The sequence below is a fragment of the Pseudoalteromonas sp. NZS71_1 genome (assembly GCF_015864305.1).
GTDB classification, from domain to species: domain Bacteria; phylum Pseudomonadota; class Gammaproteobacteria; order Enterobacterales; family Alteromonadaceae; genus Pseudoalteromonas; species Pseudoalteromonas arctica.
The window spans coordinates 29,999-55,426 of the sequence record NZ_JADYXM010000017.1 but is presented as its reverse complement, the minus strand read 5'-3'; the positions used below and the strand labels follow the sequence as shown (position 1 = coordinate 55,426).

Annotated in this window: 17 protein-coding genes; 11 read left to right on the top strand and 6 right to left on the bottom strand. The window is 38.8% G+C overall.

Features of this window, described 5'->3' with window-relative positions:
- Positions 1-137 precede the first annotated feature (137 nt).
- Entirely contained in the window at positions 138-1,265 is a 1,128-nt protein-coding gene (locus I6F43_RS17940) for a zinc-binding dehydrogenase (protein WP_169044091.1), read from the top strand.
- Between the two features lie 375 nt (positions 1,266-1,640).
- Positions 1,641-2,126: a hypothetical protein gene (locus I6F43_RS17935; protein WP_197103418.1), complete on the top strand. Its 486-nt coding sequence runs from the start codon at positions 1,641-1,643 to the stop codon at positions 2,124-2,126.
- 36 nt (positions 2,127-2,162) lie between these two features.
- On the opposite strand, the gene I6F43_RS17930 is transcribed toward I6F43_RS17935, so the two are convergent.
- Entirely contained in the window at positions 2,163-3,368 is a 1,206-nt protein-coding gene (locus I6F43_RS17930) for an anhydro-N-acetylmuramic acid kinase (RefSeq protein ID WP_197103415.1), read from the bottom strand.
- Between the two features lie 149 nt (positions 3,369-3,517).
- On the opposite strand from I6F43_RS17930, the gene I6F43_RS17925 reads away from it, so the two are divergent.
- The 4 genes from I6F43_RS17925 (at position 3,518) to I6F43_RS17910 (ending at position 7,744) form a co-directional block, all read left to right on the top strand.
- Complete coding sequence (locus I6F43_RS17925) at positions 3,518-4,024, top strand: GNAT family N-acetyltransferase (RefSeq protein ID WP_197103413.1); 507 nt, start codon at positions 3,518-3,520, stop codon at positions 4,022-4,024.
- 179 nt (positions 4,025-4,203) lie between these two features.
- Entirely contained in the window at positions 4,204-5,232 is a 1,029-nt protein-coding gene (locus I6F43_RS17920) for an NADP-dependent oxidoreductase (RefSeq protein ID WP_101216278.1), read from the top strand.
- Positions 5,233-5,282: 50 nt separating this feature from the next.
- Positions 5,283-5,900 carry a glutathione S-transferase family protein gene (locus I6F43_RS17915; RefSeq protein WP_007583466.1) on the top strand — a complete coding sequence of 206 codons (618 nt, stop codon included), beginning with the start codon at positions 5,283-5,285 and terminating at the stop codon, positions 5,898-5,900.
- Positions 5,901-6,124: 224 nt separating this feature from the next.
- Positions 6,125-7,744 carry a methyl-accepting chemotaxis protein gene (locus tag I6F43_RS17910; protein WP_197103411.1) on the top strand — a complete coding sequence of 540 codons (1,620 nt, stop codon included), beginning with the start codon at positions 6,125-6,127 and terminating at the stop codon, positions 7,742-7,744.
- Between the two features lie 71 nt (positions 7,745-7,815).
- Here the strand turns inward: I6F43_RS17910 and I6F43_RS17905 are convergent, their stop codons facing one another.
- The gene (locus I6F43_RS17905) at positions 7,816-8,124 is read right to left on the bottom strand and encodes a YkgJ family cysteine cluster protein (RefSeq protein ID WP_010554993.1); all 309 of its coding nucleotides are present in this window, start codon (positions 8,122-8,124) and stop codon (positions 7,816-7,818) included.
- Positions 8,125-8,169: 45 nt separating this feature from the next.
- Positions 8,170-10,098 (bottom strand): RecQ family ATP-dependent DNA helicase, encoded by a 1,929-nt coding sequence (locus I6F43_RS17900; RefSeq protein ID WP_197103409.1) that lies wholly within the window; start codon positions 10,096-10,098, stop codon positions 8,170-8,172.
- Positions 10,099-10,637: 539 nt separating this feature from the next.
- On the opposite strand from I6F43_RS17900, the gene I6F43_RS17895 reads away from it, so the two are divergent.
- From I6F43_RS17895 to hepT, 4 genes are all read left to right on the top strand, one after another.
- Positions 10,638-11,942 carry an NAD(P)/FAD-dependent oxidoreductase gene (locus I6F43_RS17895; RefSeq protein WP_007583476.1) on the top strand — a complete coding sequence of 435 codons (1,305 nt, stop codon included), beginning with the start codon at positions 10,638-10,640 and terminating at the stop codon, positions 11,940-11,942.
- Between the two features lie 98 nt (positions 11,943-12,040).
- Positions 12,041-13,540, top strand: a complete 1,500-nt coding sequence (locus tag I6F43_RS17890) for a phospholipase effector Tle1 domain-containing protein (RefSeq protein ID WP_197103408.1) — start codon at positions 12,041-12,043, stop codon at positions 13,538-13,540.
- Between the two features lie 391 nt (positions 13,541-13,931).
- Positions 13,932-14,321, top strand: coding sequence for a type VII toxin-antitoxin system MntA family adenylyltransferase antitoxin (mntA, locus tag I6F43_RS17885; protein WP_197103407.1), 390 nt, complete (start codon positions 13,932-13,934; stop codon positions 14,319-14,321).
- Positions 14,314-14,739, top strand: coding sequence for a type VII toxin-antitoxin system HepT family RNase toxin (gene hepT, locus I6F43_RS17880; protein WP_033037879.1), 426 nt, complete (start codon positions 14,314-14,316; stop codon positions 14,737-14,739). The genes mntA and hepT overlap by 8 nt, the downstream gene beginning before the upstream one ends.
- Positions 14,740-15,723: 984 nt before the next feature.
- Here hepT and I6F43_RS17875 read toward each other — a convergent pair.
- The gene (locus I6F43_RS17875; RefSeq protein WP_197103406.1) at positions 15,724-16,563 is read right to left on the bottom strand and encodes a hypothetical protein; all 840 of its coding nucleotides are present in this window, start codon (positions 16,561-16,563) and stop codon (positions 15,724-15,726) included.
- Positions 16,564-16,946: 383 nt separating this feature from the next.
- On the opposite strand from I6F43_RS17875, the gene I6F43_RS17870 reads away from it, so the two are divergent.
- Entirely contained in the window at positions 16,947-20,099 is a 3,153-nt protein-coding gene (locus tag I6F43_RS17870; RefSeq protein WP_197103405.1) for a DUF3427 domain-containing protein, read from the top strand.
- Positions 20,100-20,181: 82 nt separating this feature from the next.
- Here the strand turns inward: I6F43_RS17870 and I6F43_RS17865 are convergent, their stop codons facing one another.
- Together I6F43_RS17865 and I6F43_RS17860 are read right to left on the bottom strand one after the other, a co-directional pair.
- The gene (locus I6F43_RS17865; RefSeq protein ID WP_197103404.1) at positions 20,182-22,731 is read right to left on the bottom strand and encodes a hypothetical protein; all 2,550 of its coding nucleotides are present in this window, start codon (positions 22,729-22,731) and stop codon (positions 20,182-20,184) included.
- A 2-nt stretch (positions 22,732-22,733) separates the two neighbouring features.
- Entirely contained in the window at positions 22,734-25,421 is a 2,688-nt protein-coding gene (locus I6F43_RS17860) for a hypothetical protein (RefSeq protein ID WP_197103403.1), read from the bottom strand.
- Positions 25,422-25,428: the final 7 nt, after the last annotated feature.

Below are 25,428 nucleotides of genomic sequence, written 5' to 3'. Positions count from 1 at the left end.
ACAAACCTCGCGCCGCGATTTAATCTTCCTTGGATTGAACAAATTTCAATCCGCAAAGGTCAAAACGCCCTAATACAGTATCGCCAATACAATAATGTGATTGGCTTAACAAATTTAATTCTTTGCAGGAGACACCTATGACAGATAAAAATATCCAACTTACTTCAACTATCAGCGAAGACAATAAACTAACACTTGCCTTAAAAAACATCGAGATGCCAAAGCCGAATGCCGATGAAGTGGTTATTCGCATTGAAGCTGCACCATTAAATCCATCAGACTTAGGCGTTTTATTCAGCGCAGCTGATATGTCTACTGCAAAGCAATCGGGTACTGATGAAGACCCGGTAATTACTGCCGATGTTCCAGCTCAATTTATGCCATCACTTAAAACCCGTGTTGGAAAAGCAACGCCCGTAGGAAATGAAGGCGCAGGCACCGTAGTGGCAGCAGGCTCATCACCAGCCGCACAAGCATTAATGGGTAAAACCGTTGCAGTAATTGGCGGCGGTACGTATCGTCAATTTATATGTGCCAATGTACAAAGTTGCCTAGAGCTAAAAGAAGGGACCACTGCTAAAGAAGGTGCATCATCTTTTGTTAACCCACTTACCGCACTTGCAATGGTAGAAACCATGCGCGCTGAAGGCCATAAAGCCATTATTCATGCTGCTGCAGCTTCTAACCTTGGCCAAATGCTAAACCGTATTTGTATTGCCGATGGCGTTGATTTAATTAATATTGTTCGCAAACCAGAACAAGAAAAATTACTGCGCGATATGGGTGCAAAATATATTGTTAACTCAAGCAACGACACTTTTCTTGCTGACCTAACAGCTGCAATAATCGAAACCGGTGCAACTATAGCGTTCGACCCTATTGGTGGCGGCCAACTAACAAGTGACATACTTAACTGTATGGAAGTTGCAGCTGCGCGCGATATGAAAGAGCACACAATTTATGGCTCTGATACATTTAAACAAGTGTACATTTATGGCGCACTAGACCGCGGCCCTATTACATTAAACCGTAACTTTGGCTTTGCTTGGGCTGTAAACGGGTTCTTGTTATTTAATGCTTTAGGTAAATTAGGCACAGATACAGTAATGAAAATGCGCAAACGCGTTGCTGATGAAATTACCACTACATTTGCGAGCAACTACACGCACGAAGTGTCATTAGCTGAGGTACTACATTTACAGTCAATTGCCGCTTATTCTAAACAAGCAACAGGCGAGAAGTACTTAATTAAACCTCAAGCTTAATTAAATATTCTTCGTTAAAAATTAAAAAGCAGATGCTAATTAGGTATCTGCTTTTTTATCGTAATAAAAACTTAAAAATATAATGAATGCGCAATAGGCTCGCTAATTGTTATTGAATTTATAATTTTTAATACATTCAAGCCATCAATGAATTTTGGTGTAAATGAATATCTAAATTACTTAACGTATTTAAGAACGTATCTTTAGAAATATCACCTAGAATCACCTTCTAGCATTATAAAACTTCAACAAAGATCCTCTTTGATCAAACTACTCAATAATTGTACTAATTAATGCAATTAGTCATAAATCTGTAACTTTGATCCGCGATAATCTCTATCCGATAAATGAATAGACTCAAGAAGACTAAGTAAGATGAGTACACCCTTAGTGCAACTAACATTTGCACAGCAATCATTTGATGATTCTATGTCTGCGGCGATGAGCCACGCTATGGAATATGAAAAGCTATCGCTAAAAGCCAATGCTGCGCATAACATTACGCTGCAATGTGTGTTGCCTGATGGCGCAAATGAGAGCGATGTTATTTCACTAAGTGCAACGCAGCCCAGTGCGCGTGGGGCGCAGTATTTTACTGAAAAAACGCTGAGCAATGCAGACCTTGAATCTGGTACTGTAAACCTAACTTTAAATAACATTACACAAAGCCAGTGTTTTGTAGTGCAAATGATGCTGCATGGAAAAAACACGACCTTAAAAGAAAGCCAGCAACTCGATGTGTACATTAAAGCATTTGAGCAAGGCTATATTCCTGAGCAAATAAAAACTGAACATACCAAGTCACAGGGCGTTCGTAGCTACTTTGCGAGTATGGGTTCTACGTTTTTATCGCTGTTTTAGTGCTGACTGCACTTAAATTACGCGACTTATAAGTTGTTAGTCTGCAAAACTTACTTTACCCATAGTAACTCCCGCAATACCTTGTGCGGTGTTACTTAGGTGTTGCTGCTCTCCTGCTAGGCATTCGTTGGCTAAAATGGCAAATAGTACGGCCTCTTTGGCATCGGGATTTATGCCTAAATCATCGGTGTTTTTAAAAGCCTTAATACATGGACAAAGCGCTGTAAGTTGCGCCATTAGTAACGGGTTATGAATACCGCCACCACTTGCATACACCACACAATTTTGTGTGCGCTCTGCACACTCGTTTAATGCGTTTGCTATTACGGTTGCAGTAAAGGTATTTAAGGTGGCCATTACATCTTCATGGCTTAAATGGTGAGTATTTGTAAGCTGCTGTGCGGCGTTTAAATACGCTAAGTTAAATACCTCCGGCCCTGTGGTTTTAGGCATTGGGAGGTTAAAAAATGCGTTATTACACAATGCATTTAATAATGGTGTATTTACCTTGCCTACTTTTGCTATTTTTGCGCCATCGTCATAATGCATATCTTTAAAATGTTGCTGTACGTAGGCATCCATAATGGTATTACCGGGGCCAATATCGGAGCTAAACACGCCGTTTGCATCACCATTTTTGGGTAAAAACGTTAAGTTAGCTATGCCGCCCATGTTTAGTAAAACCCGACTCTCCACAGCGCTCGAAAAATACAAATAATCGCCATACACAGCAAGTGGTGCACCCTCGCCTCCTGCGGCTATGTGTTTTTGCCTAAAGTCACCAATGGTAGTAATACCCGTAGTAACGGCTATTTGGTCGCTATCGCCAATTTGTAAGGTGCCATTAGTAAAGCTTTTGTGGTTATGCTGCGACTGCGGGCAGTGATAAATGGTTTGCCCGTGACTTGCTATTACATCAATACTTGCTGGGTTTATATTCCACTTAGCTAAGCACTGATTAACCATATTGCCATGGAGTTTACCTACCCACGGGTGCAGTAAAGTTACAAGCTCTAAATCACATTCTCGCTTAGCAAATACCTGCTTTATTTTAGTTTTATAATCGTCGTTGTAGTCAACGGTGGTAAAATTTAAAACCTCAATGTGTGTATTTAAGCCCGCGCCCGTTACTTTGCAAAGCGCTACATCGAGCCCATCTAACGAGGTACCACTCATTAAACCAATAATTAAACGGCTTGGCTTTTGGGCGCTGTTATAAAGTGCTTTAATGTGAGGGTGCATAATGGCATCTAAAATAGGTGTAATATTTTGCTTATATTAGAGGACTTTAAAACAAAGTAATAGCCGTAAAGAGTTTAATTTAGGTTCTGATTGTTTAACGTTTAAATGATTGTTAAGTTAGTGTGCATACTAAAAATTTATGAAAAAATATGATCACCCTCAGAGAGTTTAAAGCCCAAGACGCGCCTTTTATTATTAGCACCTTAAATGATGAACAGGTGACGCGTTTTCTATCGTCAAAAATTCCGTTTCCGTATACGCAAGCCGATGCTGATTGGTGGATAAACCAAGGCTCAAAAAACGGCGTAATTGATGCAACGGCTAAGGCCATTGAGGTTAATGGGCAATTTGCCGGCTGTATTGGCATAACTCCCGGCGAATTTGAATACAGCCACAGTGGCGAAATTGGTTATTGGCTAAATAAAGCCTATTGGGGGCAAGGCATTATTACTCGCGCTATTGAACTTATATGCAATGAAGCGTTTGCGCAATCCAACATAAACAGAATTTTTGGCGCTGTGTTTGCTGGTAATACCGGCTCTATGAAAGCACTTATTAAAAGTGGCTTTGAGCAAGAGGCTGTGCTTAAACAGGCCATTTATAAAAACGGGGTATTTTACAACAATCATATATTTAGTAAGCTCAAAGCAGACTAATTACTCTAATTAAATTTGCGCAAAGGTTGAATTATCAACCACCCGCCCAAAACTCCTTTATTAAGGTACGCATTGTACATATTCATACTGCTTAGCCGCGCATTATTGTTTAGCTGAACACGATTTTTAAAGCGTAAACATTCGGTAAGTAGTTTATTTATATTAATAGGAGATCTTATATGTCTACGACTAGTCGCCAACTTACTCTTGAATCACGCCCTAATGGCGCTCCAACAGATGAAAACTTTAAATTAAAAACGGTAGAGCTTCCTGCATTAAAAGACGGCGAAGTTTTACTACGTACTATTTACCTATCACTAGACCCGTATATGCGTGGTCGTATGAGTGATGCTAAGTCGTACGCTGACCCAGTTAATATTGGCGATGTAATGGTTGGCGCAACAGTGTGCCAAGTAGAAGAGTCTAAAAACGATAAGTTTAGGATCGGTGAATGGGTACTTGCCTACACAGGTTGGCAAGACTACGCCATTACCGATGGTGAAGGCTTAATGCAGTTAGGTAAAGAGCCTGCAAACCCTTCATACGCATTAGGTATTATGGGTATGCCTGGCTTTACTGCTTACATGGGTTTACTTGATATTGGCCAGCCTAAAGAAGGCGAAACCGTAGTTGTTGCAGCAGCAACAGGCCCAGTAGGTGCAACGGTTGGTCAAATAGCTAAAATTAAAGGCTGTAAAGTAGTGGGTGTTGCTGGTGGTAGCGAAAAATGTGCACACGCCGTTGAAAAACTAGGGTTTGATGCCTGTATTGATCACAAAGCTGATGACTTTGCAGAGCAGTTAGAAAAAGCCTGTGATAAAGGCATTGATGTTTACTACGAAAATGTGGGCGGTAAAGTATTCGACGCCGTACTACCATTACTAAATACCGCAGCACGCGTACCATTGTGTGGTTTAGTATCGCAATATAACGCAACTAGCTTGCCAGAAGGCCCAGACCGTTTAGGTATGCTAATGGGTCAATTGCTTACTAAGCGTATTAAAATGCAAGGCTTTATCATTTTTGATGACTACGGCGACCGTTACGACGAGTTTGCACAAGACATGCAAAAATGGCTACAAGACGGAAAAATTCAATACCGTGAGCACATGGTAGAAGGCATCGAAAATACAGTAGACGCGTTCAACGATATGATATGCGGTAAAAACTTTGGTAAAACTGTGGTTAAAATTAATAACCCACTTTAATTTTATACGGCTTGTAAGGCAAAGCCCTTACAAGCCACAAAAGGACTGACATGATTAAACTACACCATTTAAATAAATCCCGTTCTAAACGCGTAATTTGGCTTTTAGAAGAGCTAAATGTTGACTACGAAATTGTGGCTTATCAGCGTAATAAAGACACATTTTTAGCCCCTGACGAACTAAAGCATATTCATCAACTTGGCAAGTCACCGGTAATTGAAGATGGCGGTTTAATTATTGCTGAATCAGGCGCTATTACCGACTACCTTATTTCTAAATACGGTAACGGTAAATTTGCTCCAAAAGTAGATACCGCTGAATATGTTGACTACCAGCAATGGCTGCACTTTGCAGAAAGCTCAGCAATTTTACCGCTTTTACTTAAAATGTTTGTACTAAAAGACGGCGCTAAAACACAGTTTCTAGAAGGCTATGCCGACGCTGAAACAGCTAAAGTAATTAGCTACTTTAACGACCGTCTTGAAGGTAAACGTTATTTAGTGGGCGATACCCTAACGGGCGCTGACTTTATGATGTCGTTTATTGTTGAAATAGTTAAAAACTCAGGTCAATTAGCGCACTTTAAAAACCTCGTTAAATACGACGAGCAATTACAAAGTCATGAGAAGTTTCATACAGCTAATGAGCTAGAAGCAAAGTACGACTAAACTTTTATATAATATTTTTATATAACACTAAGGGGCATTTAGCCCCTTTTTTAATGCCTGAAAAACACTCCCCATTAAAGTTACGCTTGTAAACTAAATTAACAAACAATCCCTTATTGCTAATAAAACTTTAATTAATAAGGCATAATGCTGCTATTGTTTTAGAATAATCACTAATAATACAAGCTGCTCTTGCGCGTATTGACTCACACTTGGGATCAACCATGACCATAAACATGCGTTTAACGACCGGCTTTGGCGTAATTTTATCAATGATGCTTATTTTAACCATTATTGGCATTTCGCGCGTTAGCCTCATTAATAATAACATTACCCACATGACCGACGTAAATTCGGTAAAGCAACGTTACGCAATTAACTTTAGAGGCAGTGTACACGACAGAGCAATAGCCGTGCGCGATGTAGTGCTAATTACCGATCAAAGCAGTTTAAGCTCCGTGTTAAAGAGCATAAAAGAGCTAAACGCATTTTACCAAACGTCAAGCCGATCTATGGCCGAGCTAATGGGTAATATGAATAGTGAAGAACGCGCTCTAATTAATAAAATAAATCAAATAGAGCAGCGCACTCAACCTTTCATTCAAGGTGTAATAAACGCTAAAAATGCAGGAAACCTAAACGAAGCTGAGCGCATTTTATTGACCGATGCACGCCCTGCGTTTACCCAGTGGCTAAATGTTATAAACCAATTTATAAACCTACAAGAACAAGCAAATCAAACCACCACTATCGATACTCTCGATATTGCCAGCTCGTTTAAAATTTGGATGATTTCGCTCACCGCGCTTGCCTTTTTAATAGGCACAAGCGTTGCGTATGTTATTAGCCAACTGATCAGAAATTCAGTAGGTGGCGAACCACAAGAAGCTGCTGAAGTAATTGCCCTTATTGCGCAAGGCGACTTAAGAGGTGATGTACAGTCGTGTTGCCCAAATAGCATGATGGCTTCTGTAGGGGTTATGCAATCTAAATTAAAAACCATTGTAGATAGCATTATTAACTCATCTGAAGAGCTTTCTACTCACTCTGCAAGCGTAGCGTCTGGCTCGCAGCAAGCACTTAGTGCCGCTGACGCACAAGTAACTTATACAAACTCGGCAGTAAGCAGCCTAGAAGAAATGAGCCGTAGTATCCATGCTGTAGCCGACTCAGTTAGGCAAACAGAAGATAACTCAAAAATAACCGCGCAATTATCGCAGCAAGGTAGTATTGCAGTGCAAAAAGTAGCGGCCGAAATTGAGCAAATCTCAGTAACCGTAAAAGCCACAGTTACCCAAGTAAACGTGTTGCAAGAACATGTAAAACACATTGGCGATATTTTAAGTGTGATCCGCAGTATTTCCGATCAAACAAACTTGCTTGCGCTAAATGCGGCAATAGAAGCTGCAAGAGCAGGCGAAACAGGCCGAGGGTTTGCTGTTGTTGCTGACGAGGTAAGACAACTTGCCCAGCGCACTGGTGATGCAACAGGCGATATTGAAAAGATGATTTTGCAAGTACAAGAAAACACGCAAGCGTCGGTAACAGCTATGGAAACCACAGTACCACAAGTAGAAAATGGCCTAACGCTTACTCACGAAGCAAACGAGTTACTGCATCAAATACAGCAACAAGCTAACGACTCATTAAGTAACGTGCTTGAAATTGTTGAATCAACATCAAACCAAGTAGCCACCGTGGCGCAAATTAGTACCGGCGTTGAAGAAATTGCCAGTATGTCCAAAGAAACCAGCATGTCGCTTAACAGTAACGCACAAGAAGCCGTTGCATTAGCTGACCTTTCAAACACGCTTAAAAAGTATATTAGCTACTTTAAAGTTTAATTTTTATAGTAAGCAATAAACAAAGGGGCTTTTAAGCCCCTTTGTTGTTTATGTACATTAATAATAGCGGACTATATACCCGCTAAATCGCGCTCGGTAATACACTCACCCGACGCCATTTCAAACTCGCGACATACTAATGGGCGGTTTTCGTAAATAGAGCACATAAGCGTATTGCGGTCGAGTGCTTGGCACCAACCGTCGTCAGCGCGTTTCATTACTTCGCTGCCCCATTTATCGTATTCTATATAGTTAAAAGGCACGCCGGTGTCGGTTACTATGCGCACTTCTAATTGGCAACAACAGGCTTGGCAGTTAGCACAGGTAACTGGCTCTGGGGTAGTAGAAATATTTTCAACGGGAATAACAATATGAGGCATAGTGGCTTACTTTTTTGAATAAGCCACTAGGATACAGTAACTAATTTAACGCGCTAGTAGTTTTGCTTTAATATCGCTGTAACGCATTTGCTCACACAGTGCAAAACCACTCAGCTGGCGCACTTTATTACGCGCAAATAACGGCACACTCATCCCTGCTAAAAAGCGGCATTGGGTTTCAATACCCACACTATGATTCCCTTTGCCTGCCATATGCGCTAAAAATTCATCTACCTTTTGATAAATAAGTTGCTCGTCAATATATGCAGGCTCTATAGAGTATTCAAGCTTAACCGCATGACCTCTACACACACTACAATGCCCACATTGCTCAGGTGCATTTTGATCGTCAAAATAGCGCGCTAAGTTATAGCTTAAGCAACTTTGTAGCTCAAAAAAGCGTACCAGTGCAGCAATACGTTTAATTTCGGCCTGTTCTTTGTCGGTAAAGTAATCATGAAGTTGCTGGGCAAGTTCTGGGTTATTTATAACCTCTCCATGCACTTTGTATACTTGGGTAATACGTTTGGTTTCGAGCGTTATTAGGTTTTTTTCGGCTAGGTAATCAAGAGCAGCCACTACGCGTTTTCGATCAACCTGCGCAGCTTGCGTAAGGGAGTCGAAATTTAGCGTGCCCCATATTTTTTTAAAATCGGTATGGCTAAATATTTGTGTTAAAAATGCTTGGCGTTGCTCATCAAAATGACCAAGTAGCTCGTTTTTATCAACCAAAAATTTGTATTTAAAATCGGCGTAGTAAGCATATTGCGGCGTTATTGCGCCTTGCATTTCAAGCTGTACTAACAAGGTTTTAAGGGCCAGTTGCCTAATATTACTTTCGCTCGATAGGCTGTATTCTTGCATTTCCCATTGCTGGTGGCTTTGGCGAATATCGTTAATTACATATTCAATACCGCTAAGCTCTGGCGTGTCGCCATATACAAAGTTTTCAACCGTATTTAGGCCGTCTAGGTTAGCAAGCGTGTAACAATTTGATGGATTGCCATCGCGCCCTGCTCGGCCAATTTCTTGGCTGTAGTTTTCTATCGATTTTGGTAAGTCGTAATGTATAACAAAGCGAATATCAGATTTATCAACGCCCATACCAAAGGCTATAGTTGCCACAACAACGTTAATTTTACCGCCCATAAAGTCATCTTGAATTTGCCAGCGTAGCGTATCTTCAAGCCCTGCATGGTAAGCAACCGCATGAATACCTTGCGCACTTAGCACATTAGCAACTTGCTCAGCGCTTTGCTGTAGCGTTACATACACAATGCCTGGGCCATTTTGCGCACGCACAATGTTGGTAAGCTCGGTGTTTTTATCGGCGGTTTTAACGCTCAGTACACTTAAATCTAAATTAGCGCGGTAAAAGCCCGTTTGCACAATGCACTCAGGCGATATAGCAAAGCGCTCTGCCATATCGCGTTTTACTTTTTTAGTGGCCGTTGCCGTAAGTAACAACACTAAAGGAATATTAAGCTCTTCGCGGTAACGCGGTAGTTTAAGGTAGTCGGGTCTAAAGTTATGGCCCCATTCTGATATACAGTGCGCTTCGTCTACCACTAACATCGAAAGCGCCACTTGGCTTATAAACTCTCTAAAACGCTCGTTTTTAAAGCGCTCAACCGACACCATTAATACTTTAATTTTACCATTTCGCACATCATTCATTACGGTGCTGCTTTGCATTTGATCTTGGCTCGAATCAAGGCTTGCCGCGTAAATACCTTTGCTATTTAAAAAGCTAATTTGATCTTTCATCAATGCAAGTAAAGGCGAAACCACTAAGGTTAAATTTGGTAAATGCAACGCAGTTAATTGATAGCACAACGATTTACCCGAGCCGGTCGGAAATATAGCCAACGACGATTGACCATTTAAAAGCTGCTCTATAGTTTGTTGTTGCCCTGTTCTAAATTGGCTAAAACCAAAGTGCTGCTCAAGTGATTGAATTAGTGGCGTGGTCATAAATGTCCTTTTGATGGCTAAACAATAGTCATGCTTATAAAAATGCGGTGTAGATAAAATATTTGCAACTCGGTGTGTATGAAATATTTGCATGTATACCCAAACCATCTCAAGATGAGAGTTTCAGTTGGAGTTAAAAGCGATTTAGGCAAGGCATTGATTGCAAATAATAGTGGTTCTATTGTTAAAATCAATAACGCAGTATAAATCGCTTTTAAACCAACCCATTGGGCGTTTCACAGGCACTTACTCTCATCGTTGTTACTTCTTAAAAGGGGGCTGCCATTCTTGCAAAGTAACGCCTTGATATTAAGCCCCTGTGAAACGCTGAATTCTGCATATTGAGACGGTTTGGGTATAAGTATACAACAAATAACATTATTTATTGCTGACATCGGTTTTATTTAGGCGCAAACTAGGCACCCATAAAATGAGTAGTAACTACTTGTTGCCAAAATAATTTATTGATACCCAAGTCACCTTAAAAAACTAATAAAAAATACAGATCACTTGGGTATATTATTTTTAAGGGCAACGTTATGAGTATTACAATACCTAAAATCGTCGTTATTGGCGGTGGTGCTGGCGGATTAGAACTTGCAACCCAACTGGGGCATAAGCTAGGGAAAAAAAAACAAGCAGATATACTGTTAATAGACAAAAACCGTACCCACATATGGAAGCCGTTACTGCACGAAGTAGCGACAGGCTCTATTGACCCTGATTTAGATGGCGTTGTGTATTCAGCCCATGCCGCAAAACATCATTATCGTTTTCAACTTGGTACTTTTTGCAATATAGACCAAAGCAATAAAACAATCACCCTCTCCCCATTAAACGACGAGTTAGGCCATACTATTTTACCTGGGCGTACAGTTCGTTACGATCACCTTGTTATTGCCATTGGCAGCGTAAGTAACGACTTTAATACCCCAGGTATAAAAGAGCATTGCTACTTTTTAGATTCAAGCCAACAAGCAGAGCGCTTTCAGCACTCATTACTAGATAGCTTTACGCGCCTTCACCAAGACGACAACCAACAGCAATCACTTAATATTGCCATTGTAGGCGGCGGTGCTACGGGTGTTGAACTCTCAGCTGAGCTTTATCATGTGTCTGAGCTATTAAAGCTTTATGGCTTAACAAATATGTCGTCTAAGCGTTTACATATTCATTTAATAGAAGCTGGCCCGCGTATTTTACCTGCATTACCAGAGCGTATTGCCGTTAGTGCCAAGCGTGAGCTATTAAAGCTTGGCGTAAACGTGCGCGAGCAAACGCAAGTAAAAGAAGGTACCGCACAAGGCTTTATCACCAAAGATGAAGAACACATTGATGCCGATATAATGGTGTGGGCGGCAGGCGTAAAAGCACCTGATTTTATTAAAGACTTAGGTGTTTTTGAGCTTACTCGTAGCAATCAAATTCAAGTAAATGAGTTTTTACAAAGCACCGTTGACGAAAGCATTTTTGTATTAGGCGATTGCTGCGCATTTACCCAAGCCGACGGCAAGCAAGTACCACCTCGTGCACAATCGGCGCATCAAATGGCGTTATGCGTCGAAAAAAATCTAATCGCAACATTAAAGCAGCAACCACTACGCGGCTTTAAATACAGCGACCATGGCTCGCTAGTTAACTTATCGAGTTACAGCACCGTGGGTAACTTAATGGGTAACCTAACCAGCAATACCTTTTTTATTGAAGGTAAAATTGCCCGCTTTATGTATATATCTTTATACCGTATGCACCAACGCGCCATACATGGCAGCGCAAAAACCTTTGCATTATGGATAAGCGAAAAAGTGTTGCGTGTAGTGCGTCCTAAAATGAAATTGCACTAATCTATATATACTAAATTAAAGACAGTGAGCGTGATCACTGTCTTTAATTTTTAACATTGTCTGTGTAGAGTATTTAAAACAACTAAGGGAATTGGGTTATGACGGGTAAAACGCTAATTTTTAACTTTGACGGCACAGGAAACGAGCCCCGTGACGCAGAACAATTTAGCTCAGATCATTTTAAAGAAGACTCTAATATTACAAATATTCTAAAACTGCATTTGCTGCTTGGCGGTAAATTAGAAGACTCCCCCGTTACTCCATTTTCAAACCAACTCAGTTTTTATTATCAAGGTATTGGTACTAAAGGCAGCCGCCTTAAACGCATTTTAAACCAAACCCTTGCACCTCGTGGTGACGACGTAGCCAGTATTTTAAATCAAGCGTTAAGCGACTTTAAAGCTCACTACCTAATAGGCGATACCATACTGCTAACGGGCTTTAGCCGAGGCGCTGCGCTTGCCAGACGTTTTGCTAAATGTTTAGAGCCCTTAATAAGCAACAACGTGTATGTATGTGTGTTTGATACAGTCGCCTCTATTGGTTTATCTAAAGTAAGTAAAGCTACACGCGGCGCAGAACACGTTATTTTTGAAAACCACACCATTGCCAACAATATTACTCACGCGCTGCACTGCGTAGCCCTTGACGAAAAACGCCGCGCCTTTGAACCCACACTCATGAACCATCAAAACAATATTACCGAGCTATGGTTTGCAGGTGCGCATTCAGACATTGGCGGCGGTTACTACCGCGATGGCCTAGCCGATATTAGCTTGCGCTATGCACTTGAGTGGTTAATAGAACAACCGCTTAATATATCGTTACTCACTAGCCACGACATAGATTACGAAACCCTACTCCCCGATAGCAACTTAGTAGCACAAGATGACGTAACAGTAACGCCCGATCCGCTCGCATTAAGTCACCAACAAAATTACTTTTGGTTTAACCCGTTTTTTAAATTAGTAGATAGGCAGTGCTATATATTAATTGATGACGAAGCCAGCAACCTTGAGCCTTTAGTGCACTACAGCGTAGCCGAACGTATTAATAAACTAACCAGCTATCGCCCAGAATCGCTTAAAAAACTGCATTACAAAATTAGCTACAACGACAACACCACGCTCAGTTTTATTGGTTTAAGCCAACACATAGAACTGGCTAATCAAAACATGAGTGTGCTGAGCATTAACCAAAGCCAAGATGTAATGGTGTTTGCCTCTGAGCAATACAACGCAACCGGGCTCATGCTAGAGCAAGGCGCTACGTACCGCTTTACCCCATACCCAAATCAATACTGGTTTGACGATGGCATAAAGTGCACGCCATTAGGCTGGAACCGCGACAACGTACAACTTGGCGTAAAAGAAATCCCAATGGCCGTACTCGAACCATTTAGACGATTTCCTCGCGCACAATGGTTTTCACTCATTGGTGCTGTAAATAAAAACGACGACCACCTTTTTGAAATAGCCAACGGCGCCGACATTAAAATAGATAAATCAGGCGAGTTTTGCCCATTCGCAAACGACCTAAGCCGCTTTTATGGCGCTAATGCAGGTAAAATAAAAGTGAAAGTAACGCGGCTGGAGTAATAGGTACCCGAAGCTTTTAAATTGTAGGTGCGATTTTACATCGCGCTTTGCTCTTTAGTAACGGCTCATAACTCCCAACCAACACTGCAAAGCCCGCCTAAACACCTGTAGGCGCAAAGCTTGCTCGCGCGAAAAGCGAAGCTTTTAAATGGTAGGTGCGATTTTACATCGCGCTTTGCTCTTATAAAAACACCATGCGAGGTATAAAACCTCACCTACAATAATTCAAACACCACAATCAACACTACAAAGCTCACCCAAACACCTGTAGGCGCTCAGCTTGCTCGCGCGAAAAGCGAAGCTTTTAAATTAAATAAAACAAATATCAGTTTTAATGTTCACTATAAAACTGATAGGTTATTATTACTGTTTTTATCAATGGTTACTTTTCGTGACAAATGAAGTTATACAAAAAATAATTGAGTATTTACATCAAAACACCGACATTGATGTAGTTTGGCTATATGGCTCCCACGCAAAAGGGACAGCTCAGCCTCATAGTGACATTGACTTAGCCATAGCATTTAAAAACTTTGATCTGGAATCGTTCGATAAACGCCTTAGGCCAAAAGAGCTTGAGCTTGAAATAAGTAATGCACTTAACCTTAATGAACAACTTATTTCGATTGTTGATATAAATATTATTCCAAGTTATTTAGCTTTCAATGTTATTGAATATGGAAAAATAATTATAAGCAATAATAGTGTTAGAGCGATGAAAGAGCAGCAGCGTATATATAGCCAGTTCGAATTTGAAACCATAGCGAGTAAACATGACTGATACCGGAATTACACTTTATTTAAGTGAAGTAACACGCCATATTGACGAATATATGCAAGAACTCGACGAACTCAGTCAAATCGATTCACTTAATAGCAGAGACTACCGAGCTGCAGAGCGATTACTACAGTTAATGACCGAGGTGTGTATTGGCTTATCAAAGCATTGGCTTAAGCAGCACAAAAGTAGTACCAGTAGCAACGCCTATCAAACATTTAGCGAACTTACTAATTTAGGCTTTTTGAGCGAGGCAGAACTACTGTCATGGCGTAAAATTATAGGCTTACGAAATGCTCTTGTTCACGATTACTTAAATATTGATCAAAGTATCGTTAAAACAATCATTAAAAAGCAACACTACATAACTATGCACGCATTTAGTATTAAAGCGATTACAGAGCTAAACAAAGATTCATAGATAAAACCTCACCTACAATAATTAAACCACTGCACAGAACAAAACCGTAGGTGCGATTTCACATCGCGCTTTGTCCTCTAGTAACTCTGGTTCATAACTCCCAATCAACGCTACAAAGCTCACCCAAACACCTGTAGGCGCTCAGCTTGCTCGCGCGAAAAGCGAAGCTTTTAAATTGTAGGCGCGATTTTACATCGCGCTTTGCCCTCTAGTAACTAGATCATTACCCCAATCAACTCTACAAAGCTCACCTAAACACCTATTCGCCTCACATGGTGAGGCGAATAACAATTTATTTGCCTCATGTAATGAGGCGAATAGTAGAGTTAATTGCCTCATTACTTTTAAGCGCTACATAGAACAATAATTCACTTTTCTGTGGTAAAAAATGTATTTATAAGCCAGGTATAAAACCTCACCTACATCATTGCAAACACAACTTTCATCAAATCCGTAGGTGCAATTTTATATCGCGCTTTGGCTTTTAAATAAGCCTGCCTAAACACTTGTAGGCGCTCAGCTTGCTCGCGCGAAAAGCGTAGCTTTTAAATTGTAAGCCGGAATTTATCTCGCGCTTTTAATTTACTTATATCGCGTTGGCGATGGCAACCAAGGGGCGGTTTTCTTCAAATAAGCTCTGCTGCTAATAATTTATCCCTGAAGCCGGGTTCCTGTCAGCATCCATGCTTCCACTTCCTCAAGCTGCAAAGCTACGCTTTGGTCATTCGTCACCCACTACGCCCCGAGGATCACACTATCGCCTCAATTTAAATTAATGATATGAACGTAACCATCGTAGATAGGCCATCCTTGGCCAAGCTACGCTTTTAACAGCATCCATGCTGTTAATTACTCATCATTAATTAAATTTCGGATGTGATCACGGGGGGATGTCTTAGCTGTAGCGTTTAAGCTAAATTTGTCGATGGACTTAGAGTTAGGTATATTAAATTTATACATAATTTGAGTAACTTAAATGGCTAATCAGGAGTTTTCATCTGCCTTTTCATCATCATCATTTTTTTTTGCTTTCTTAATCAAGCTTCTTGATATAATGACATCCTTATCTCTAGGTAATATTAATAGCTCACTTTTAGTAATAAAATAGATACTCTTATCATTCATAGCTATCAAGTTCCCTTCAAAAACATCACTGCCTTTAGTTACTTTATAACAACCAGACTGCCCCCAACCATCGTTACATAAGCTTTCCACTAGAAATTTATTCAATCTAGATTCGGAACGTTCTTGCCCCTGACCATGAATATAATTAGCGAAGACACAAAACAAAATAAAGACGATAAGAAAAAGTGCTGACATAAAATATGAGGCATAAGCAAATAGAAATGTATTTTTAAATCTATTAGCGCCGATATAACACCATACTTTAAACTTTCTAAAATATGGATTTTTTCTTTTAATAATAACTTTAAACTCTTGATGGGTAATTTTCGGCTTAAATCTAAATAGCTTTAATTTCTTGTGCAATAAATAATAGCTTTTAATAGAACCATAGATAAAAATTATAAAAAATCCGAATAAAAAAAGTGATATTAACTGTCCAAATGCGTCAATAAATGACGTAAATAACTCTCCCCACAAGCCTTGAGCGCTAACACTACTCCTTGTAAGCAGCTCGTAGTTTATGCCAAACGTGGATAAATAACCTATTTGGTATATCCAAAACAACACTTTAAATGGAAGCACTAATAGCACACCCAAAAGCAAAGTATTACTTACAATAAATTTTGTTACCGGTAACAGAATTCCTGTATTCTTTTTAAAGTCGTTCAGAGTTTCTACTACTACATCAGATAAGTTCATTCTTTAATCCCTTAAATTAATTTTTCTATATTTCAATCATATCTATGTTTCTAGAATAATACATACCTAATTATCGCATTGGCGATGGCAACCAAGGGGCGGATACCGCCGACCGCCCCTTGGAACCCCACAGCGCCCCGATGATCACACTATCTCCTCAATTTAAATTAATGATATGAACGTAACTAGCGTAGATAGGCCATCCTTGGCCAAGCTACGCTTTTAACAGCATCCATGCTGTTAATTACTCATCATTAATTAAATTTCGGGTGTGATCACGGGGGAGCGGCCTAAGCAACAGCCTTCAATTCAATAATGAGTTAATGCTTGTTTACAATGTACTTTTTAGTAAACTAACCACTCGCAAACAGGGAGTGGTTTTAATGCAGCAAATTGGTATTTATGAGCAGTTAATTACGCAAGTAATTGAGCAAAACTTAAATCGTGATCAATTTTATGTTGGCGAGCGCCAGCTTGAAACGGCTGAAGCCGCAACATGGCTTTCACGCTTTTTAGGTAAGCTTGTTGAGCATGCAATAAATGCCATTCCTAACTCAAACGAGCGCCTACAAGAACAAATTAGCCTAGCTAATAGCCTTGTACTTTGGCTTAAAGATCATATTCGCGATGACGCATTAATCAACGAAAACCTTATCGACAGCCAAGGCCGAATACTTACCGCACTGTTTAATACCCAAAACCCAATTGCAGCCAATCTTAAAGAGTACTCTGCCGATATATTCCCACTCACAGGGCTTACACAAAGCGAATTATTTAGCGGTGCTAATGCAGGTATATCGCTCGAAACCGAGCTAAAGCGCGAGATTAAATCGTCCGACACTATTTACTGGCTGGTCTCATTTATAAAATGGACGGGGCTGCGCATTTTTAAAAATGAACTTGAAGCGTTTACTAAAAGCGGCAATAAGCTCAAAGTTATTACTACTTCGTACATGGGCGCAACGGATGCTAAAGCCGTTGAGTTTTTAGCAAACCTGCCAAATACCGAAGTAAAGCTAAGTTATAATAATCAGCAAGAACGCCTACACGCTAAATCCTACTTATTTATGCGCAATACGGGTTTTCATACTGGCTATATTGGCTCGTCTAACTTATCGCATTCGGCGCTTACCAGCGGCCTTGAATGGAACTTAAAAATTACCGCACAAGAAATCCCGCACATCATAGCTAAAACCAAAAGTACGTTTGAAACCTACTGGGAATCAAAAGACTTCGAGCTATTTACAGGCGCTGTTGAGTGTAAAGAAAAGCTCATTAATTCACTTAACGAACAACGCGGTGTTGGGCAATCAAGCAGCCAGTTTTATTTTGATATAACACCAAAAACGCATCAGCTCGCTATTTTAGAAAAGCTAAGTGCTGAGCGCAGCGTACATAATCGTTTTAAAAACTTAGTAGTTGCCGCAACCGGCACAGGTAAAACCATAATATCGGCGTTCGACTTTAAAACTGTTTACGATAAAAACCCAAATGCTCACTTTTTGTTTGTAGCCCACCGTGAAGAAATACTAAAACAAGCGCAAAGCGCTTACCGTGGTGTGCTTAAAAATAACGACTTTGGTGAGCTGTGGGTAGGTAACTACAAACCACAACGCTATAACCAATTATTTGCATCAATCCAAACGCTTAATAGCCAAATTGAATCGCTTAATTTAACGCATGATTACTACGACTACATAGTAATAGACGAAGTACACCACGTAAGCGCTGCTAGTTATCGCGCAATATTAAACCACTTTACGCCCGCAATATTACTTGGCTTAACCGCTACACCAGAGCGACAAGATGGTGCAAATATACTCGATGATTTTTGTGGGGTAATAGCCGCTGAAATTCGCTTGCCTGAGGCTATAAACCAACGCCATTTATGCCCATTTCAATACTTTGGATTGGATGACGACACCGACCTAAGCCAAATAACATGGCGAGGCGGCCGTTACGATATAACCGAGCTAAGTAACCTTTATACAGGTGAAAACAACCGCGCTAACAAAATTATATCGAGCCTTGCTGATATCGTTACCAATGTTCAAAAAATAAAGGCACTCGCGTTTTGTGTAGGCCAAGATCACGCTGTATTTATGGCGAAAAAATTTAACTTAGCAGGTATAAACGCCGATGTGCTGACCAGCAAAAACACCAATGAGCGCGCGGCTAAACAGCAAGCACTGCGCCAAGGCGAAATACAAATACTTTGCGTGGTTGATATTTTTAACGAAGGCGTCGATATTCCAGAAGTCGATACACTATTATTTTTACGCCCAACTGAAAGCCTAACATTGTTTTTGCAGCAACTCGGCCGTGGACTGCGCCTGCCCGACAACAGCCAAAAGCAATGCTGTACTGTACTCGATTTTGTAGGTAATGCCCGCCCAGAATACGACTTTGCCAGTAAATTTCGCGCACTCATTGGTAAAAGCAACCAACCAATAAAAACTGAGATAGAAAACAACTTCCCGCATTTACCGCTGGGTTGCCGTATTGAGCTACAAAAACGCACACAACAAACAATATTAAAAAATATTCAGCAAGCTATAAACTCTAAACGCCGTTTACAGCAGCTGATAAATAGCTATCCACAGCATACTAATGACGCGCTTACGCTAAGTAATTTTTTACGTATAAACCCGCAAGTTACTCTTGAAGATATATACAAACCAAAAGATAAAAAGCTCGGCGGCTGGCACTGGCTTAAAGGCGATGAAATTCCAGCAGAACAAGGCGATATTTACGCCGCGTATTACCGCTCTATAAACACTCAATTACTCGGCTGCGACTCACTCAGTTATTTATGCTTTTTACGTGATTTATGTAATAACGACTTTAGCTTTATGCCAACACCACAAAACCAACAGTACGCGCTTATAGCGCATTACAACTTTTGGGATAGCACAGGCACAAGTTTAGGGTTTAAAACCCTTGAACAAAGCTTACAAGCACTTAAACATAAAGAGTTACAACACGAACTTGCACAAGTAATTACGCTATTAATAAACCGTATTCACCAGCAAGAAAGTGATTTGGTATGTTTACCTAATCACGCCATAAAATTACACAGTCGCTACACACGCCAACAAATACTCGCAGCATTTGGGGCGCACTCGTTTGATAAAAAATCGACCGCCCGCGAAGGTGTTTTAGAATTTAAAAACCAAAACCTAGAGCTGTTATTTGTAACACTCAACAAATGCGAAAAAACCTACTCGCCCACCACGCTGTATCACGATTACGCAATCAGCCCTACTTTGTTCCATTGGCAAACGCAAAACAGCGCCCGCCCAGAACACGGCCGTGGCCTTAGTTATATTCAGCACCAAAAAACAGGCAAAACCATCCTGTTATTTGTGCGCGAACAAGGCAAAGATGAAAACGGCAGAACTATGGGATTTGTAAACTACGGCGAGGTTAAATACCAACACCACAACGGTAGCCAGCCAATGAATATAACGTGGGAGTTAACCAACCCCATGCCAAGTGAAATGTGGCATGAGGCTGGGAAGTTAGCGGTTGGATGATTATGCTACTGTTATTTTGTTTTTTATTAGTTCCATATATTAACTTTTCAACGATCTAAATTAAGTTATATAGTTCAAGAAGCTAATCCCTACAGTCAATATGGTTTGATTTAAAAATATCAACACCAATTTTGCGCAACCTTTCAATCCAACATTCGGCCATTTCATTACCGATATTAAAATGACTTATAGCTATCTCTTTTAAAATACGATGCTCATTTTCAATTGTAGAAGGCATAAGCCCAGCATCATCAGTGTTCACACAAACAGTAATAGGTCCAGTGCGAATACCAAAACGATTAAATTTTTCGCCTGTATTAAGTAAACTACTATCTACAGGATACCATCGATAGACTGGATGCTCTGAATAGCACTTAAACCGACCAATATAGATGTTAGATGTTGGACAAGCCTCAATAACGACACCTTTTTTGCTATATTTCTCGATCAAATAATCTTGAAGAGCTTCATAAAAATCAAGTTCAAAGTCATCGACAACTTCACTATACTCATCATTTATAAAGGGAGCATGGTCGCCTCCAAAATAAACACTAACAATTTTTTCAGCGGTATTTCTTTTTATTTTTTTAATTCCATTATCAGTATATTCTTTCCAATATTTAATAGCCCCTGCATTCATATTAATTCTTTTCGATTTAAAATCAGGTAACCAAGCCGCAGACTCTTCACTACTGTTATTTAGCTCTGTATCTAAATATTCTGGGCAATTTCTTCTTAAACGCCAAGCTTCGAACAAGGTATATTTAGATCTATCCTCATCAAATAACTTATGACTCCACTTTGATATTTTCCTCTCAAAAACAGCTAACATTACATCAAACCGTGGGGCTTTTTTCGTAACCTCAATAGCATGATTATATGCCCACACTAAATTATCCAAATGTGAACTCAAAGGGACGTATGAACGCTGCTGGCGAGAAGCCCATTTTTTAACGTCAACTCCTAATGCTAAAGCATGACCTACTCTGTCACTAGATTCGTAATCACAAAACTCTATTGTTTCATCAATGGTTCTTAATCCAGTCAATAAATGGCTGAAATCTTCTCCGGCATGAATACTTAAATGCAGTTTTCTTTGAGGGACAAAATGTTTATTATCTGGTCGATAAGCGCTCTTTCTTAACACTCGTATCGAGGGGGCAAAAACCTCAATTGGAAAATGATTTTCATTACCTGAAACATCAATTCCTCGAATCAGCGCGCATAAATTTAAACTTTGCACTTTCGAATTACCTAGCTTTTCATACTCATATTTTTGTAATGCTGAAGATGTAAAGACTTTTTGCAGCCTACGTAACGACTTTAATAGTTCTAATCGTTTTGTTGTATAACGCTTATCATATATTTGAAGGCTTTCTTTAGCATGATAGCTTTGTTTAAACGAACGACTAAAATGAAAGGTAAATTGCTTATTATTAAACTGATTCTTTTCTATAAAATCAAAACCAAACTTAGTTAACTGCCTTGCTGTAACTGTTTGATCTGATATTTTAAATTCACGTAACGTATTTTTATCTGAGTCACTTTCGTAACTATGTTTACCATATGCTATGACTTGACCATGGCTCTGTCTCGGTTTAAAAGCAAAGTGCTCAATAAAACTTGTTAGGCCGGCACCAGAGCTAATCATCATAGAACGTAAAATATTATTACCCGTTATGTAAGCACTCAGTTTGTACAACCAAAGATCACAGCTTGCGTAAACATCCCCATGATGCACTAACGCTATAGCTATTAATAACCACATCTTATTTGAGTCTTGTCTATTACAATTAATGGCAGCATTAAGTAGCTTAGTTACGTTATTATTTTTAGAGTTTGTAGTTAGTAGATCTCCAATACTTTCATCAGGAATTGTCCAAAACTTGGGACGTTGCCAATCTACTTTATTACATTTGCTGTTTCCCTTACTCAGTGTTGCTATTAAATCGTTGAACAACAACTTTATAAGAACTGGTAACTCGTTAATATTACGCTCACCACTTGAATATTTGGTAAACTCGGGTAGTTTCGGAGTCGATGTGCTGTTGTCAAAAAATGATTTAGGTTTGCTTTTTAAAAATAAAGAGACTTCAGCTAGAGCTGGAGTATAATTACCGTTCCCACCTAAATGTACATGATTATCTGCATATTTCTTTTGACTAAATCCTTTAGGGAATGCAGAAAAGCATTGTTCCTCTATTAATTCACTTACGTTATCTACGTGTAGTAAATTTTGTTTTAGTTTATCGCTGTAACCTATTGCTATAAGCCAAACAGGATCTATTTTTGATAAAATAGCAGACCAATGCTTTAAATTGTTTTCATTAACAGTAAAGTTTGAACCTTGCCAAACGAGTAACTTTTGTTGCATTGCCCGTAATTGCTTTAATACTGAGCTTGCCTGATAGCCACTCCCCCAGATATTATTTATAGCTTTATTGTCATCACGTCGATGCATATTTTCTAAGTAAAATTGATGGTCAAATAATGCTAAGTCGGCAACTTCATTAGCAACTCTCTCTTTATTTAGAGTGGGCTCGCCATCTCCGCACTTCACATAAAACTCAAGCCATCTATCTGAACGAAGCCGCGTGACAGGTGCCAACCATTCAAGATCGAGTAATAGCATTTTTATATACTCTTCAAATTGTCAATGTAAAATTTTACCTTTCCAATTCTTCCATTATATTTGATTTTGAGCAGTGTACATATTAGCTTAGCCCTAGCGATCACAAGTTGCTTATTCTTCTCTTTAGAATTTTCATCCCAAGCAGCTATATCCTCTTCGCTTACCCCAAACATCGAGCTATGATCACTAATATCTAGGTTTTGTTTCTTTAGTAACTTTTTTTGTAAGGTTTTGAAATCCTCTAATGGAATTGGCTTGATATTTAACTCTGATATTTTTGTTTCTTCCAAGTCTGATTCGGTTATATCATTACTACGATTATTTTTTTTAATTAATAATTGAAAAGCACCATTTTTGAGTTCTTCATTCTCCAGTAATTGGAAGATAGGATGATTTGCAATAGCTTGTAGTAGAAGGGCTTTATGTTCAATATCACCTTCTAAATCATCTTTTATTTCACTGAATGGTTTATTATCTTTGGAATCTGTAAAGTTGAAAAAATACCCTACGTTATCTCTTAAAGGTGGCGAGTAACGTCGGTGCTCTCCAAAATTTCGGATTAGATTTAAATTACTTGTAAAAGCTACATTTTGTAATACAACAGGGCTTGGCTTCATAAAGGTCGCAAATGCATTAATTACGATGTACTTAAACCTTAAAGCTAAATCAGTCAGTGTTTCATTTTTATAATCATTTGAGGCGTTTTTTTGAATTCTATCTTTCAATAAACGTAACTGAGTGAATGACTTATTAAAAACCGAATATATAATAGGCATCAAAGAATCATTTTTATAATATTCTAAATTAGATAAGTATTTGACCTCCCATGCAGCTATATCAGATGAAAGTTCTCTGATTGTAATATTTGATACTAATTTAATTTCTTCCTCATCAGTCAGCTCTTCTTCTGGACCAATATTAAATGCTTTAGTCGGAAATAAAGCGGGAACTGTATAAAATGGCGTCCTACTAAATAAGTCTTTTAAAATTGAATTCCAATGATGTACTCTTTTATCTAAGTAATCTTTATTCTCAACTTCGAGTTTGAAATCGAAATTAAGTAATGAAATAGCCAATAGTTCATAAGCTCGACTAAAAAATATTTGCCTTTGTGTTTTTAAAGTTAAATCGTAGTAGTTGTTATATGTAAAAATATCTAGGAGCATACGTTTATCATTTCGCGAATCTTGATCTTTACCTTTAGAAGTCGTTTCTTGTATATTTTCGTCAGTTATTGATTCACTGGTTAATTTAAACTTTCCGTAAAAATGTTCAATTATAGGCATGCTCCTATATACCTTTTTATTTTTGAACTCTTCAAAATGCTGACTCATTCTTTTTACAAGTTCATTATCTGCATTCAATTTATCTGAAACTTGTTCTCCAAAAAATAGCTTGCCTTGCCATTTAGGTGTCAAATCGTTCATTTGTAATATTGGATTAAATGAATGTAATTTATTTAAAGTTATATAATCATTAGTTTCTTTTACCTTTGAGTTTTCTATTTGCAGTGCTGTAACTGCATTTGAATAAGCTACACTATTTTGCTTTAATCTTGCCCACACAATATAGCGTTGCCATAATTCAGCGCGGTTTTCTTTTTTTAGTTCACTAGGAGAAAAATCTCGAACTAATTGGGTAACTTCACGAGCTGAATCAGGCATTGGCCAATCACAGCTTTTTTCTTCACTATTCAATGGACCAAATAAGCAAGAAATAAATTTAGTTATATAGTCTTTATAACTTAATGGTTCACGCTTTTCTGTATCGCCAAAATCATAAATAATCATACCAGGTAAAAGTCTATCTATTGGTTCTAAGCTGATTCGATTATGGTGGGGTATTACTTTTTTTAGATACTCTTGCGTTAACTGTTCAGCTTTTTGACTTCCAATTATTTCGTTTGATTTATCATCTTCGTCTTTTGTGAATCGATTTTCTATTATTGGTTCATATAACTCTAGATCACCTGTAATTATAGGAATTATTTTAGGGCAACCTAATAATCGGCGCACAATATCTAAAACATCATATGCACGAGCTAATGCCATATCAATATCATCTATAGGTAGAACAATTGCATCAACGTCTAATATTTTTCTGCATTCATTAATATAACTATCAAAATGTTTAACTAACTGTATTCCACTACGGTATTTGATTACGCGATCCAAACCACTCAAACCATCTTCTAAATTTTCCTGTTTTCCTAGTGATTTTGATACAATTCTTAAGGATTGATAAAATGAATCCTGATTAACAGTATTACATTGTTTTGATTCTAAATACGTTTCCACTTCATTGTATAAATGTGCAATTATAACATTGGCAAAGTTATCGTGATCGACTAAAAGAGTTGGATCAATAGAGTCGCAAAAATGTGCTTTTACATTCAAATCATTTTTATCTTTATATTTTTTCCAAAAGCCTTTTATATTTTGTAAAAAAACTGTTTTCCCTGTGCCTCTCGCACCACCAATAAATATTGCATCATGAATAATTGTAGGGTTATTACCTTCATTATCCTTATGCTTTTTTGCTTGTTTAATTGTTTTTTCTAATCGCAGATTAAATTCATGTACTGCATCCTGTTGCCATATTTCACCTTCTTGAATATCTCTTTCAAAATCTACTTTATTTAAATCTAATATTATTGGCGTATTATCTCGTTTTTTTATTAAATTAATCATAATTTCC

What these genes read in the sequence shown, in the direction of transcription:
- I6F43_RS17940 (WP_169044091.1), top strand. Translation starts at nt 138, where the DNA reads ATGACAGATAAAAATATCCAACTTACTTCAACTATCAGCGAAGACAAT.
- I6F43_RS17935 (WP_197103418.1), top strand. Translation starts at nt 1,641, where the DNA reads ATGAGTACACCCTTAGTGCAACTAACATTTGCACAGCAATCATTTGAT.
- I6F43_RS17930 (WP_197103415.1), bottom strand. Translation starts at nt 3,368, where the DNA reads ATGCACCCTCACATTAAAGCACTTTATAACAGCGCCCAAAAGCCAAGC.
- I6F43_RS17925 (WP_197103413.1), top strand. Translation starts at nt 3,518, where the DNA reads ATGATCACCCTCAGAGAGTTTAAAGCCCAAGACGCGCCTTTTATTATT.
- I6F43_RS17920 (WP_101216278.1), top strand. Translation starts at nt 4,204, where the DNA reads ATGTCTACGACTAGTCGCCAACTTACTCTTGAATCACGCCCTAATGGC.
- I6F43_RS17915 (WP_007583466.1), top strand. Translation starts at nt 5,283, where the DNA reads ATGATTAAACTACACCATTTAAATAAATCCCGTTCTAAACGCGTAATT.
- I6F43_RS17910 (WP_197103411.1), top strand. Translation starts at nt 6,125, where the DNA reads ATGACCATAAACATGCGTTTAACGACCGGCTTTGGCGTAATTTTATCA.
- I6F43_RS17905 (WP_010554993.1), bottom strand. Translation starts at nt 8,124, where the DNA reads ATGCCTCATATTGTTATTCCCGTTGAAAATATTTCTACTACCCCAGAG.
- I6F43_RS17900 (WP_197103409.1), bottom strand. Translation starts at nt 10,098, where the DNA reads ATGACCACGCCACTAATTCAATCACTTGAGCAGCACTTTGGTTTTAGC.
- I6F43_RS17895 (WP_007583476.1), top strand. Translation starts at nt 10,638, where the DNA reads ATGAGTATTACAATACCTAAAATCGTCGTTATTGGCGGTGGTGCTGGC.
- I6F43_RS17890 (WP_197103408.1), top strand. Translation starts at nt 12,041, where the DNA reads ATGACGGGTAAAACGCTAATTTTTAACTTTGACGGCACAGGAAACGAG.
- hepT (WP_033037879.1), top strand. Translation starts at nt 14,314, where the DNA reads ATGACTGATACCGGAATTACACTTTATTTAAGTGAAGTAACACGCCAT.
- I6F43_RS17875 (WP_197103406.1), bottom strand. Translation starts at nt 16,563, where the DNA reads ATGAACTTATCTGATGTAGTAGTAGAAACTCTGAACGACTTTAAAAAG.
- I6F43_RS17870 (WP_197103405.1), top strand. Translation starts at nt 16,947, where the DNA reads ATGCAGCAAATTGGTATTTATGAGCAGTTAATTACGCAAGTAATTGAG.
- I6F43_RS17865 (WP_197103404.1), bottom strand. Translation starts at nt 22,731, where the DNA reads ATGCTATTACTCGATCTTGAATGGTTGGCACCTGTCACGCGGCTTCGT.
- I6F43_RS17860 (WP_197103403.1), bottom strand. Translation starts at nt 25,421, where the DNA reads ATGATTAATTTAATAAAAAAACGAGATAATACGCCAATAATATTAGAT.